The 13,615-nt window shown below is 69.0% G+C and carries 10 protein-coding genes and 2 tRNA genes; 9 read left to right on the forward strand and 3 right to left on the reverse strand.

The window, feature by feature from the left end; genetic code table 11:
• The first annotated feature begins 176 nt into the window (after positions 1-176).
• Positions 177-1,508 carry a S8 family peptidase gene (locus ABOD76_RS17875; protein ID WP_350243310.1) on the forward strand — a complete coding sequence of 444 codons (1,332 nt, stop codon included), beginning with the start codon at positions 177-179 and terminating at the stop codon, positions 1,506-1,508.
• Positions 1,509-1,518: 10 nt separating this feature from the next.
• The gene (locus ABOD76_RS17880; RefSeq protein WP_350243311.1) at positions 1,519-2,619 is read left to right on the forward strand and encodes a S8 family peptidase; all 1,101 of its coding nucleotides are present in this window, start codon (positions 1,519-1,521) and stop codon (positions 2,617-2,619) included.
• A gap of 63 nt (positions 2,620-2,682) precedes the next feature.
• Here ABOD76_RS17880 and ABOD76_RS17885 read toward each other — a convergent pair whose 3' ends face one another.
• Positions 2,683-6,168: a tetratricopeptide repeat protein gene (locus tag ABOD76_RS17885; RefSeq protein WP_350243312.1), complete on the reverse strand. Its 3,486-nt coding sequence runs from the start codon at positions 6,166-6,168 to the stop codon at positions 2,683-2,685.
• Positions 6,169-6,369: 201 nt separating this feature from the next.
• Here ABOD76_RS17885 and ABOD76_RS17890 point away from each other — a divergent pair, with 201 nt between their 5' ends.
• Both ABOD76_RS17890 and ABOD76_RS17895 read left to right on the forward strand, forming a co-directional pair.
• Positions 6,370-7,158, forward strand: coding sequence for an RNA methyltransferase (locus ABOD76_RS17890; protein WP_350243313.1), 789 nt, complete (start codon positions 6,370-6,372; stop codon positions 7,156-7,158).
• A gap of 9 nt (positions 7,159-7,167) precedes the next feature.
• Complete coding sequence (locus ABOD76_RS17895) at positions 7,168-8,931, forward strand: GAF domain-containing sensor histidine kinase (RefSeq protein ID WP_350243314.1); 1,764 nt, start codon at positions 7,168-7,170, stop codon at positions 8,929-8,931.
• Here ABOD76_RS17895 and ABOD76_RS17900 read toward each other — a convergent pair.
• Together ABOD76_RS17900 and apaG are read right to left on the reverse strand one after the other, a co-directional pair.
• Positions 8,928-9,443 carry a GNAT family N-acetyltransferase gene (locus ABOD76_RS17900; protein ID WP_350243315.1) on the reverse strand — a complete coding sequence of 172 codons (516 nt, stop codon included), beginning with the start codon at positions 9,441-9,443 and terminating at the stop codon, positions 8,928-8,930. The genes ABOD76_RS17895 and ABOD76_RS17900 overlap by 4 nt on opposite strands.
• Positions 9,443-9,853 (reverse strand): Co2+/Mg2+ efflux protein ApaG, encoded by a 411-nt coding sequence (apaG, locus tag ABOD76_RS17905; RefSeq protein WP_350243316.1) that lies wholly within the window; start codon positions 9,851-9,853, stop codon positions 9,443-9,445. Before apaG ends, ABOD76_RS17900 begins: the two co-directional genes overlap by 1 nt.
• An 87-nt stretch (positions 9,854-9,940) precedes the next feature.
• On the opposite strand from apaG, the gene ABOD76_RS17910 reads away from it, so the two are divergent.
• The 5 genes from ABOD76_RS17910 to tpiA all read left to right on the forward strand — a co-directional run bounded on the left by ABOD76_RS17910 (position 9,941) and on the right by tpiA (position 13,542).
• Positions 9,941-10,016, forward strand: a tRNA-Ile gene (locus tag ABOD76_RS17910).
• Between the two features lie 16 nt (positions 10,017-10,032).
• Positions 10,033-10,107: transfer RNA gene (locus ABOD76_RS17915), tRNA-Val, on the forward strand.
• A 364-nt stretch (positions 10,108-10,471) separates the two neighbouring features.
• Positions 10,472-11,467 carry a type I glyceraldehyde-3-phosphate dehydrogenase gene (gap, locus tag ABOD76_RS17920; RefSeq protein ID WP_350243317.1) on the forward strand — a complete coding sequence of 332 codons (996 nt, stop codon included), beginning with the start codon at positions 10,472-10,474 and terminating at the stop codon, positions 11,465-11,467.
• 102 nt (positions 11,468-11,569) lie between these two features.
• On the forward strand, positions 11,570-12,739 hold the full coding sequence (locus tag ABOD76_RS17925) for a phosphoglycerate kinase (RefSeq protein ID WP_350243318.1): 1,170 nt from the start codon (positions 11,570-11,572) through the stop codon (positions 12,737-12,739).
• 47 nt (positions 12,740-12,786) lie between these two features.
• Complete coding sequence (gene tpiA, locus ABOD76_RS17930; RefSeq protein ID WP_350243319.1) at positions 12,787-13,542, forward strand: triose-phosphate isomerase; 756 nt, start codon at positions 12,787-12,789, stop codon at positions 13,540-13,542.
• The last annotated feature ends 73 nt before the right edge of the window (positions 13,543-13,615 follow it).

Genomic DNA, 13,615 nt, shown 5'->3' on the forward strand with positions numbered 1-13,615 from the left:
GGTCAAGTGTTGCCGGCGGAGCGGGGCCACTGGGATGGCGGGCCGGGTTCCCCCCCGTGCCATCCCGGCGTGGCTGCGTGTAAGAAATTCGTCATAAGTGCTCCATCAAACTGATGAACGGCCCCCCGTGCCACCAGTTTCCCGTCGCCTTCTCTGCTTCATCTTCAGGAGAAACTATGCCCCGCATTTCCGCACTGCCTGTGGCTGTGCCCCTGGCCACGCTCGCCTTGCTGGTCGGCTGTGGCAACCCGGCACCTCCGGCGTACTCGCCGCCTCTGTCGCTGCAGGCCCTGAGCATGGGCAGCGCCAAGAAGTACGCGTTCATTCATACGCTCAGCATCCCGTCCACGCTCACCCTCAGTGCGCTTCAGAGCAGTTCCGGAGGCAGGGTCCTGGAGTTCTATCCGGATCTGGGCAGCGCCATCGTGGCCAACAATGTGGCAGCCCGGCAGCCCTATGACGTGACCGTGGAGTCCAACACCACCCGGCTGAAGATCGGGGATGCCCGGATGCAGGGGTTCAACGCCTGGTCCAGCGGCTTCAATGCCTGGTCGAGCGGCTTCACCGCGTGGTCCAGCGGCTTCACCACCTGGAGCACGGGCAACAGCGCCCTGGCCACCACCTTCACCGAGAATATGGACGACTGGAACGCCATTCAGCTGTCGGGCGCCCAGGCGCTGGTGCCGGAACTGGGCCAGGGCATCAAGGTCGCCGTGCTCGACACGGGCCTGGATCTGAATCATCCGGCCTTCTCAGGGCACGTGGACACCGCCAACATGTACGACTTCGTGGCCGGCACCCCGACGCCTCAGGACGTCAGCAACGGCACCAGTTCCGGCTCTGAGGGCTACGGCCACGGCACGGCCGTCGCTTCACTGGTGCTGCAGATTGCCCCGAAAGCCACCATCCTGCCGCTGCGGGTCCTGGACACCAACGGGTGCGGCGACATCCAGACCATCGCCAACGCCATCAGTTATGCCGTCAGCGCGGGCGCCAAGGTCATCAACCTGTCGCTGGGCTCCACCACGGACGTCTGGGCCCTGAACAGCGCCATCCAGTCGGCCATCAGCCGGGGCGTAACGGTGGTGGCTGCCGCCGGCAACAGCGGGGATACCAACGTCCTCTATCCGGCCCGCAACGCGCTGGCCAACGGCAACAACCTGCAGGCCTATGGCTCGGTCAGCGTCGGCAGCGTCACCAACTCGCTGACGAAGTCGGCGTTCAGCACGTATGGCAGCTATCTGGAGCTGACGGCGCCCGGCGAGGGGCTCAAGACCGCCTTCCCCAACAACCAGACCGTGCTGGCCACCGGCACCTCCTTTTCCACCCCCGTGGTGTCCGGGGCGCTGGCGCTGGCGCTGTCTGCGGGCGTGCCCAGCGCCAACCGGTACGATGTCTCGGCCCTGCTGAACGCCCTGGACAGCACCGCCACCCTAAACAACGATTCGACCTACCGGCTGGGGTACGGTACCCTCAATCTCACCGCGTTTATTCACAAGTACCGCTAAGGAGATTCCAATGTCCCTGTCTCTATCCAATCGCCTTGCGGCCGGCCTGAGTCTGCTGCTGCTGACCGGCTGCGGCAGCGTCGCACCTACACAGCTTCATCCTCTGGCGTTGCCGTCTGGTCAATACAGCACTGCCGAGGCCACCGGCAAGATCGGGGCCTGGGCCAGCGGCAAGATCGGCGCGTGGGCCAGCGGGTCCACCGCCAGCACCCTGCCCAGCGGCGTACCCAACACCTTCACCGACAACCTGGCCGCCTGGAACATGGTGCAGCTGTCTGCCGCGCAGGTGGCCGCGCCGCACCTGGGCGCCGGCATCAAGGTGGCGGTCATCGATACCGGCCTGGACCTGAGCCACCCCGCATTCCAGGGCCACCTGGCCCCGGCCGCCGACCAGTACGACTTCCTCGACAACGATACCTCCCCTGCCGAGCGCGGTAGCCCGGCGGACCTCGCGTACGGCCATGGCACGGCCATCGCTTCGCTGGTGCTGCAGGTCGCGCCGAAGGCCACCATCATGCCGCTGCGGGTCATTGCCCCGAACGGCCTCGCCACCCCCTCGGTGGTGGCCAGCGCCGTCAACTGGGCGGTGCAGCACGGGGCGACCGTCATCAACCTGTCGGTGGTGTCGAGCGTCGACTCGGCCCTGACGGACGCCCTGCGCGCCGCGGCGGCCAAGGGAGTGTACCTGGTGATGGCGGCGGGCAACGAGGGCGTGGCACCCCCAATGTACCCGGCCCGGTCCAGCGCGCAGGCCACCACCCTGGGCCAGTACGCCCTGAGCGTGGGCAGCCTGGAGCTGAGCACCACCAAATCCGACTTTTCCAACTACGGCACTCAGCTGTCGCTGCTGGCGCCGGGTCGCCTGATGACCACCGCCTATCCCGGCAGCCAGTTTGCCCAGGCCACCGGCACGTCGTTCGCCGCCCCGGTGGTGTCGGGCGTGCTGGCGCTGGCGCTGGGCGAGCCGCTGTCTACCACCAACCGCACGCAGCTCGTCAGCCGCATCGTGGGCTCCGCCCGGGATGTCAGCGCTGCCAATGCCGCCTACAAGGTCGGCAGCATGCCCTTCAACCTGATCAGTGCCGCGAACTTCCTGAACACCCTGCGCTGAACCCTGAAATGGACGTCGGACCCGGCAGGTATGCCGGGTCCGCCTATTTGGTGCCGCGGGCCTTCAGACCACCACGGTGTTGCGCGTCTGCTTGGCCCGGTACAGCTTGAAATCCGCCGCCGAAACGAGCTTCTCGTAATCCCTGGTCTGGTCGTTGACCGCAGCTCCCGCCGACACCGACACGTGCAGCCCCGGCGCCACCTGATCCCAGGGATGGCTGTGGACTGCTACCCTTAGCCGTTCAATATGGCGGGCGGCCTGCTCCAGCGTGGTGTCGGGCAGCAGCAGCAGAAACTCCTCGCCGCCGTACCGGGCAGCGGCCTGCTGGCCACTCAGGCTTTCCGTCAGCAGGCGGCCCACTTGCCGGATCACCTCGTCGCCCACCGGATGCGAGTAGCGGTCGTTGACCTGCTTGAAGTGGTCGATGTCGATCATGGCCACCGCCATCGTGGCCCCCCGGAGCCGGTGGTCCTCGTAGGCCCGCTGCAACAGCGTCTCGATGTGCCGGCGGTTGTACAGGCCCGAAAGCGCGTCCTCCCGCACCTGCCGCTCCAGCAGGTCGGCCTGTTCCTGCAACGCGACCAGCAGGCTGCTCTTCTCACGGTTGGCCCGTTCCAGCGCCACGTTCGCGTTCGCCAGTTCCAGCGTCCGCAGGCGGTACAGTTCGGCCTCCGACTGGGCCCGTTCCACCTCGAACTGCATCAGCAGCGCCTCGTTGCGGTGGGCGGTCAGCTGCTCATTCAGCGCTCGGTCCACATCGCGTTCCACCTCCAGGTGCCGCATCGCCTCATCGAAGGCGCCCCGGGCCTTGTGCATGCCGGCCAGTTCGTGGTGCACGCGCACCAGCATCTCCTTGATGTCCAGACGCTCGGCCACCTCGCGCACCTCGCCCAGGGCCTGCGCGGCCTCGTCGGTACGTCCCTGCCGGGTCAGGCTGTGCGCCTGAAACAGCCGCATCCAGCCGTAGGCATCCGGGGCATCAATGCCGGAGCGCCGCAGCGTCTCCAGCGCTTCATCGTGCAGCACAATGGCCCGCTTCAGCTCGCCGGTGCCGTCCAGCGCCCGCCCCACCACCGAGCACGACACCGCCTCCAGCACCGGATTGCCGGCGGCGCGGGCGGCCTCCACCGCCTGCCGGCCCACCTGCTGCGCCAGGGCATACTCCCCAAGTTCCACCAGATTATCCGCCATGTTGTACAGGCAGTTGGCCTGACCCGGCAGGTTTCCGCTCTGCTGATGCAGGGCGAGCGCCTGTTCGAAATAGCCGAGGGCGGAACGCCGGTCCCCCATGCGGGCCGCCGTGACCACCCCCAGGTTGCCCAGGGCGTTGGCCTGTCCGCTCGCGTCCTCCAGGCGACGCGACAGCTCCAGGCTCTCCAGCAGGTACTGGGTGGCCTTCTCGGTGTTGAACAGGTCCTTGTAGAGCCAGGCCAGCAGGTTCTTGCAGTCGCGTTCCAGTGCGAGGTCACTGCCGGGCGTCTGAAGATTCAGGGCGCGGTTCAGGCGGTGGAGGGCGCTGCGCGGGTCGCCGGTCCGCAGGTCGGAAAACGCCAGGGTGCGCAGGCTGGCCATCACGCCCGGCGGATGATCGTGCTGCTCGGCCAGCGCCAGGGCGTCCTGAGCCTCCCGTTTGCTGCGCTCGGGGTCGGTCTGCCGGCAGTCCCAGGCCGAGGTGTTCAACGTCTGCAGATGCTCCAGCACCGCCGGCGGCACCACCACCCGGCGCACCGTCGAGGTCGCCTCGCGGCCCAGATCGCCGTCCGGGTCCAGGCGGGGCGCGACGGCCGCCAGCCCGCTGTCGTTGACCATCTCCAGGAACGCCCGCGTCAGGTCCGGGTCGAAGTGGCGGCCCGACTGCGCGAGGATTTCGGCGCGGGCGGCCTCCACCGTCCACGCGGCCTTGTAGGGGCGTTCGGTGGTGAGCGCGTCCCAGACGTCGGCAAGCGAGACGATCCGGGCCGACAGGGGAATGTCCTGGCCGCTGAGGCCATGGGGATACCCGCTGCCGTCCCAGCGCTCGTGGTGATGCAGGGCAATTTCCTCGGCCATCCGCAGCAGCCGGGTGGTGCTGCCCTGCAGCATCCGCGCGCCAATGGTGGTGTGCAGCTGCATGATCTCGAATTCCGTGTTGGTCAGTTTGCCGACTTTCAGCAGCACCGCGTCCGGCACGCCGATCTTGCCGATGTCATGCAGGCGCGACGACAGGCGGATCAGCTCCACCTGATCGGTGGGCAGCCCAATCTGCATCGCGAGGTGGGCGGCCAGCTCTGACACGCGCAGGGTGTGGCTGCCGGTCTTGTCGTCGCGGTACTCGGCCGCGATGCCCAGGCGGACCACCACCTCCTGGTGGGCCGTTTCCAGCTCCCGGGTCCGCTGGAGCACCTCCGCCTCGGCCTGCTGGCGGGCCTCCTGCGCGGCCTCGTTCAGCAGCCGGTAGGCCTCCGCCTGGTGGGTGGCGCGCTCCATCTCCAGCTGCCGGGCCAGGTCCTCCACCTTCTGCTCGTGTTCCTCCTGCCGCACCCGCCGTTCCAGCTGCAGCGCCTCCCGCAGCGGCGCAGCGGCTCGCTCCGGCTGGCCCGCCCGCAGGTATGCCTCGGCCAGCACCTCGCACACTGCCAGGGTCGTTTTGGGATTGTCGGCCGCCGTGGCGAGGGCCAGCGCCGCCTCCAGGTGGCCCACGGCGACCTCCGGCTGCTCCAGTTCCAGCCGGCCCAGGTTGAGCAGGGCGTTCAGTTCGCTCGGCCCGGCCCCCAGCCGCCGCGCCAGGTCCAGGGCGTCCAGGCACATCCGGCGGGCCAGGTCCGTCTGGCCCGAGGCGCGGTACACCTGCGCCAGGGTATCGAGCAGCTCGGCCTCGTCCTGCAGCCGGTTGTGCGCCTGCGCCAGCGCCAGGGCGCGGCACAGCTGCTGCAGCGCCTCCTCCAGCTGTCCGCTGTCCTTGTAGGTCAGGCCCAGGCCGGTGAGCCCGGCGATCTCGTTGGCGACGTGCCCGGCCTGCAACGATTCCTCGATGCCCAGCTGGAAGTACTGGATGGCCCGCGGATAATCCGACAGGTCGTGGTACAGGTTGCCGACATTGGTCAGGCAGGCGCTGGCGAGGGCGTGCATCGGCAGGCCGCTGTGAATGATGTGATCGAAACAGGCGAGCAGGTGTTCCAGCGCGACGTGATAACGGCCGGCACTCAGGGCGATCAGCCCCAGGTTGTTGAGGCTCTTGGCATGGCCTTCCTGGTCGTTGGCCTCCGCACACACGGCCGCCTCCAGCTCGGTGAGCCGCACCGCGTCATCGGTGTGGCCCAGGAAGAAATGGGCCTTGGCGAGCAGGTTGAGCACCAGCGCACGCTCGGAGGCCGGGGCGCCGACCAGCCGCAGCGCCTCCTCTTCCAGGCCCACAACCGCCTGATATTCCTGGACCTCGTCGTGCTGGACCATGCGGGCCACCAGACCGTCCAGGGTGGCGGGCACGGCGGTCTGGGCCTCGCCCGGCAGCTCTGACCAGGAGGGCGCGTCGCGGCTGCCCTGCTGCGGGTCAGCGACGGGACCGGTCATGCCCGCACCGGCGCGGCGGAGCGGACCCAGGACTGTGGGGTAACGGAGTTCAAAGGTGGTCCCTTCCTGATGACGTTGACATGCAAGACGTGCGGAGAACCTCCACCCGCCCAGCCTACGGTGCAGCGTCTGACAGCGGCCTTATAGATGACTTCGGGCGGAGGGGGTACCCAGGGGGGTGCCTGCGCTAGCATGCCTGCCATGAACGTTCCGCCTACAGGAATGGCCAGCCGGCTGGCGGTGGTCCTGGTCTCCCCCAAGACGCCCGGCAACATGGGGGCCGCCGCCCGCGCCATGCTCAACATGGGCGCCTCGGACCTGCGGCTGGTGGCGCCCCGGGGCGACCACCTGGACTCCGGCGCGGTGGCGATGGCGGTACATGCCGAGCACGTGCTGCGCCAGGCCCGACTGTACCCCACCCTGGCCGAGGCCCTGGCCGACCGTGACCTGAGCGTGGGCACCACCGCCCGGCTGCGCGCCGACCTGCCGCCTCCGCAGCATCCGGCCACCGTGCGTCCACTGGTGCGTGCCGCCAGCGCCCCGGCCCTGGTGTTCGGGCCGGAGGAGTCCGGCCTGTCCAACGACGACCTGGAGCTGTGTCAGGCGGCGGTGCGGGTGCCCACCGCCGAGTACGCCAGCCTCAACCTGGCGCAGGCCGTGCTGCTGGTGTGCTACGAGTTCCTGCAGGGCCAGGACGACGTCGAGCGCGAAGCCCCGCTGGAGCGCCGCGCTGCCACCCACGCGGAGATGGAGCACATGTACGGCCACCTGCGCGACACCATGCTGCTGACCGGCTACTCGGACGAGGTGCGGGTGCAGCACACCCTGCGGCTGTGGCGCGCCTGGATGGACCGCGCCCGCATGACCACCGCCGACACCCGGCTGTTCCGGGGCCTGCTGCGGCAGACCCGCTGGAAGATTCAGGACGCCAGGAAGGCGGCAGCGGCAACTGCACCGGAAGCACCTGTTGAGGCCGGGCCCACGTCCTAGACTGCCGGTATGTCCGTTCCCGCGTACGGTGCCGAGCCTCAGCCTGAGCTGCCCGGCACGCCACTGTCCAGCCGCCTCCGCTTCTCGCGCACCATCCTGCCGCCGCTGATCCTGCTGGTGGTGGTGCTGTACGAGACGCTGGTGTCGCGCCTGCACAGCCCGCGCACCGAGGTCACGGCCCACCTGCTGTTCTACGGCCTGCTGGGTCCGCTCGTCACCTTCTTCACCATCCAGTGGATCGCGGACGGCGCGCGGGCCAGAGAGCAGGCGGAGCATGTGATGCGGCGGCTGTACGCCGAGCTCAGCGCCCAGAACGCCCGCATGCAGGCGGTGCAGACGCTGATGCGCGAGGTGGCCGACGCCCCGGACCTGGAGGCGGTGCTGAGCGCGTCCGCGCAGGGGGCGGTGCAGGCGACCGGCGCGGCGCACGCCCGGCTGCGGCTGGAGGGCGTGGAGGTGGGCGGACAGGCGCTGGGCGCCGAGCTGTCCAGCAGCGCCCAGGGCGACACACTGCTGGCCGCGCCCAGCGCCGATCTGAGGGAGCTGAGCCTGCCGCTGAGTGCCGGTCCCGGCCGGGTGGGCCAGATGAGCCTGTACTTCGAGGCGCCGCCCAGCGAGCAGACCCGCGCGCTCGCCGAGGCGATCGGGGCGGAGGTGGGCGCGGCGCTGGCGGCGGCCCAGCAGCGCAGCCGCGACCTGATCACGCTCTACGAGGTGGACCAGTCCATTCGGGCCGAGCGCAACATGCGCCGCCTGCTCGCCCGCGTGACCGGCAACATGGCCGAGCGGGTGGGCGCCGAGAGCCGCGCCGCCTATCTCACTGACCAGGACGGCACGCTGCGCCTGGAATACGCGCGCGAGGGTGACGGCGAGGCGCATTACGGCGGCGCGGTCCCGGCCTTCGTGACGCGGGTGGGCCGTGAGGGCACCCCGATCATCAGCACCCCCGAGGAGGCGGCCGAGGTGCTGGCCGGCGCCCGCAGCGCCCTGGGCCTGCCGATGCGCGGTGAGGACGGACTGGTGGGCGTGATCGTGCTGGGGGCCGCCCGGGAGAGCGCGTTCAGCGGCATGCGGGTGCCGCTGCTGGCGCTGCTGGCGTCGCAGGCCACGCTGGCGGTCCGCAATGCCCGCGCCTACCTGCACAGCGAGGAGGTGGCCATCGGGGAGGAGCGCAGCCGCATCGCCCGCGAGATTCACGACGGCGTGGCGCAGTCGCTGGCCTTCTGTGCCATCCGGCTGGACCTGGTGGAGCGGCTGATCGTGCGGGACCCGGACAAGGCGGCCCAGGAGGTGCGGGCCGCCAGCGCGCTGCTGCGCGAGCAGATTCGGGAGGTGCGGCGCAGCATCTTCGCGCTGCGCCCCATCGACCTGGAGCGCTACGGCCTGCTGGAAACGGTCCAGCGCTACGTCAGCGACTTTGCCGAGCAGCACAACCTGAAGGCGCGGCTGGACGTGCAGGGCAGCATCTCGCTGGCCCCCAGCGACGAGGCTGTGGTGTTCCGCATCCTGCAGGAAAGCCTCAACAACGTGGCGAAACACGCCCGCGCCAGCATGGTGCAGGTGACGCTCACCGGTGGCAGCACCGTCCGGCTGCGCGTGGAGGACGACGGCGAGGGCTTTGACCCGCAGGCGGTGTCGGGCCGGGTGTCGAGCGCGGGCGGCCTGGGCCTCTCGCAGATGCGCGAACGGGTCGAGAGCCGGGGCGGGCACTATCAGGTGATCAGCATGCCGGGGCAGGGCACCCGCGTCGAGGCCAGCCTGGCGCAGGGCTAGGTCAGGTCCAGCTGCAGGTGATCCTCGTCGACGGGCGTCCCGTTCACGATCAGCGCCTCACGCTCGTGGCCGTACGTCTCGAAGCCCAGCCGCCGGTACAGGCGCAGCGCCGCCTGCTGAGAGGTGGTGACCGAGAGCTGCACCTGCCGGAGCCCCTCCATCTGCCGCGCCTGAGCCAGCAGTTCGCGCATCAGCTGCTCGCCCACCCCCTGCCCCCGCGCTTCCGGCTTCACGTACACGGCATTCACGCTGGCCTTGTGCTGCACGTTCCGGCGCAGCTGCCGCACCAGCGAGACGGTGCCCACCAACTGCCCGCCCTGCTCGGCGCCCAGCACCACCCGGCCCTGGCCCGGCTGGAGAAAGGCGGCCACCCGCTCCAGCGGTTCTGACCGGTACTCGTCGGCGTGGGTGCCGAAGGCCAGCGGCGACTCCTCCAGCCCCGCCAGCCGCAGGGCGAAGAACCGCCCCGCATCGTCCGGCTCCAGCACACGGATCAGCAGGTCAGCGGCCATCAGTTCAGCACCCGGTCCTCGCTGTCCGGGCCGCTGCCCAGCCGGAACTCCGGAATCGCCAGCCGGGTGGTGGCGCCCCAGGCGTCGCGCAGCAGGTAGGCGCCGCGCATGGTGCCGGGCGAGCGCTGCAGCGTCACGAAGCTGTCATACACGAACACGCCGCCCGGAGCGATAATCGGGGTCTGCCCCACCACGCCCTCGCCCTGGACCTGCGTGACCTGGCCGGTCGCGTCAGTGATGGTCCATTCCCGGGCCATCAGCTGCCAGCTCTCGTCGGAGTGGTTCTCGATCCGGATCACGTACTGGTACAGCTGGCCGCCGGCCCTGGTGGGTTCCGGGCGCAGCTGCACCTGCACCTGGACGCGCAGATCCGGGGCGGGAAGTTCAGGGCGGGGCGGGTCGTCGGTCACGCCGGAAGTGTAGCGGTTCGGGAGGTCCGGACGCCGCCGTTTGACAACACCCTGGGCCGCTGCTATATTTCGCTTCGCCTGAGGCCAGGGCTCTTAGCTCAACGGTCAGAGCAGTCGGCTCATAACCGATTGGTTGCCGGTTCAAATCCGGCAGGGCCCACCAGCACAGGTGGAACCGTGGGTGGTTAGCTCAGCGGTAGAGCATTCGCTTCACACGCGAAGGGTCACGTGTTCAAATCACGTACCGCCCACCAGATCAAGAACCCCGACAGTGTCGGGGTTCTTTTGTTGTTCAGCGGGGAGGCGTCAGAGCTGAGGTCATCTAGCCGGGGCTGTAGAACGCTGGATACCCCAACCCTCCTTCTGGCAGGCACGGCTCTCCCGGCTTTTCTGCCCAGACCGAGAAACCTCCGCGGCTGGAGGGCCTGCACCCCACGTCATCGCTCCGAGGGTTCCTGGCCGGGTCCACATCCCCCGCCGGGCCAGATGGATCACGAACGTCTAGGCCAATTGGTGTCCTGTGTACACCTACTGACTTGGAATCTGGCCGGCGTGCGTTACACTGCCCGTGCAGAAGTTCAGCCCCAGCGAGAGCTGGCTTCGGACTCAGGAGGACGTATGAAGGTAGGCATCAACGGATTCGGACGCATTGGCCGACTGGTGTTCCGCATTCTGGAAGCGCGTGGCGTGGAAGTGGTCGCCATCAACGACCTGACCGACAACAAGACGCTGGCCACCCTGCTGAAGTACGACAGCACCGCCGGCAAGTTCGACGGCACCGTCGAGTACGACGAGACCAGCCTGACCGTGAACGGCAAGAAAATCCAGGCGCTGGCCGAGCGCGACCCGGCCAACCTGCCGTGGGGTGAGCTGGGCGCCGATCTGGTGATCGAGAGCACCGGCATCTTCACCAGCCGCGAGGGGGCCAGCAAGCACCTGGAAGCGGGGGCCAAGAAGGTCATCATCACTGCGCCGGCCAAGAACGAGGACTTCAGCGTGGTGATGGGCGTCAACGAGCAGGACTACGACCCGGCCAACCACAACATCATCAGCAACGCCAGCTGTACCACCAACAGCCTGGGCGCGCCGATGAAGGTGCTGGACGAGGCCTTCGGCATCGAGAAGGCCATCATGACCACGGTGCACAGCTACACCAACGACCAGCGCGTGCTGGACCTGCCGCACAGCGACCTGCGCCGGGCGCGCGCCGCCGCCATCAACATCATCCCCACCAGCACCGGCGCGGCCAAGGCCGTGTCGCAGGTGTACCCCAAGCTGAAGGGCAAGTTCGACGGCACCTCGCTGCGCGTGCCCACCCCGGTCGGCAGCATCAGCGACGTGGTGGTAATCCTGGGCCGTGACGTGACTGCCCAGGAGGTCAACGCGGTGTTCAAGCAGGCGGCCGAGGGCAGCCACAAGGGCATCATCAGCTACACCGAGGACCCGATCGTGCTGCAGGACATCGTGGGCGACACCCACAGCGCCATCATCGACGGCGGCCTGACCATGGCGATGGGCAACCTCGTCAAGTTCTTCAGCTGGTACGACAACGAGTGGGGCTACAGCAACCGCATCGCGGACCTGGTGCAGTTCGTCCAGAGCAAAGCCAACTGAACGGCGCGTGAGGGATGGGCGCCGGGCCGGGGGCATGACTGCTCTGGCCCGGCGCCCATCCCTATGAGACCGGCGCCGGGCAGCGGCGCCCAAGGAGAACCCATGCAGACCCTCGATAGCCTGAATGTCGCCGGCAAGCGCGTGCTGGTGCGCGTGGACTACAACGTGCCGATCAAGGACGGGGTGATTCAGGATGACACCCGCATCCAGGCCTCGCTGCCGACCCTGCGCCGCCTGCTGGACGCGGGCGCCTCGGTGGTGCTGATGAGCCACCTGGGCCGCCCCAAGGGTGGCCCGGACCCCAAGTACACCCTGCAGCCGGTGGCCGAACGCCTGTCCGAACTGCTGGGCCAGCCGGTGCAGTTCATCGGCTCGCTGCCCGGCAGCGATGAGACGCGCGAAACGGTCAGCCAGCTGCAACCGGGTCAGGTGGCGCTGTTGGAGAACGTGCGCTTCGAGGCCGGCGAGGAGAAGAACGATGCCGGCCTGAACGGGCGGCTGGCCCAGCTAGGCGACGCCTTCGTGCTGGACGCGTTTGGCAGCGCGCACCGCGCCCACTCGTCGGTGAGCGGTGTGGCAGGCCTGCTGCCGCACGCGGGCGGCCTGCTGCTGGAGGCCGAGGTCAAGGCGCTGTCGCGCCTGCTGGAGCACCCGGAGCACCCGTACGTGGTGATCATCGGGGGGGCCAAGGTCAGCGACAAGATCAAGGTGATCGAGAACCTGCTGCCGAAGGTGGACCGGATGCTGATCGGCGGCGGCATGGCGTACACCTTCATCAAGGCCCAGGGCGGAAGCATCGGCAACAGCATCCACGAGGACGATCAGCTGGACCTGGCCCGCCGCCTGCTCAGCGAGTACGGCGACAAGCTGCTGCTCCCCACCGACGTGGTGGCGGCCGACCGCTTTGCCGAGGATGCCACCACCCAGGTGGTCCCGGCCAATGCCATTCCGGACGGCTGGGAAGGGCTGGATGCCGGGCCTCAGACGCGGGCGGCGTACGCCGCCGCGCTGCAGGGCGCGAAAACGGTGTTCTGGAACGGCCCGCTGGGCGTGTTCGAGTTCCAGGCTTTCGCGGCCGGCACCAACGCGATCGCGGAGGCGGTGGCCGGGCTGGGCGAGGGCGCCTACACCGTGATCGGCGGCGGTGACAGCGTCTCGGCCATCAACAAGAGCGGGCAGGCCGACCGGGTGAGCCACATCTCCACCGGCGGCGGCGCCAGCCTGGAACTGCTGGAAGGCCAGCAGCTGCCGGGCGTGGAAGCCATGAAGTAACCCGGCCCCACCGTCTCTTCCTCCTCTCTCCCCTCCCCGAGGTTTCCATGGCAAAGCCCCCCACCCTGCTGGCACTCAACTGGAAGATGAACAAGACGCCCACCGAGGCGACGGCCTGGGCCAAAGAACTGACTGCCCAGCTGCAGCCGGGCAGCGCCCAGCTGGCGATCATGGCGCCCGCGATTGATCTGCCGGCGCTGGCCACCTCCCTACAGGGCAGTGGCGTGGCCGTCGGCGGCCAGGACGTGTCGGCGCATGCCTCCGGCGCCTACACCGGCGAGATCAGCGCCGCGATGCTGCTGGACACCGGCGCGAGCCATGTGGTGATCGGCCACAGCGAACGCCGGGAATACCACGCCGAGAGCAGCCAGCTGGTGGCCGCCAAGACGCGCGCCGCTATCGAGGCGGGCCTGATTCCCATCGTGTGTGTGGGCGAAGGGCTGGAGGTGCGCGAGCGTGGCGAGCACGTGACCTACACGCTCGACCAGCTGCGCGACAGTCTAGCCGGCGTGCGGCTGGACCGCCCCGGCGCGCTGGTGGTGGCCTACGAACCGGTGTGGGCCATCGGCACCGGCAAGACCGCCACCGCTGCCGACGCCGAGGAGCTGTGCAGCGCCATCCGCACCGCGCTGGTGGGGCTGTACGGCCCCACCGGTCAGGACGTGCAGGTGCTGTACGGCGGCAGCGTCAAGCCCGGCAACATCCGTGAGATCTGCGACCAGCCGAACGTGAACGGCGCGCTGGTGGGCGGCGCGGCGCTGGAAGTGCAGAGCGTGCTGGACATGGCGAGCGCGCTGCGCTGAGGCCACACCTGCTTCACCCGACCCGGCCGCCTGGCCGGGTTTTTGCAATCCGGCACAGCCTTACAATTGCCCG

The organism is Deinococcus sonorensis KR-87 (assembly GCF_040256395.1).
Lineage (GTDB): Bacteria > Deinococcota > Deinococci > Deinococcales > Deinococcaceae > Deinococcus > Deinococcus sonorensis.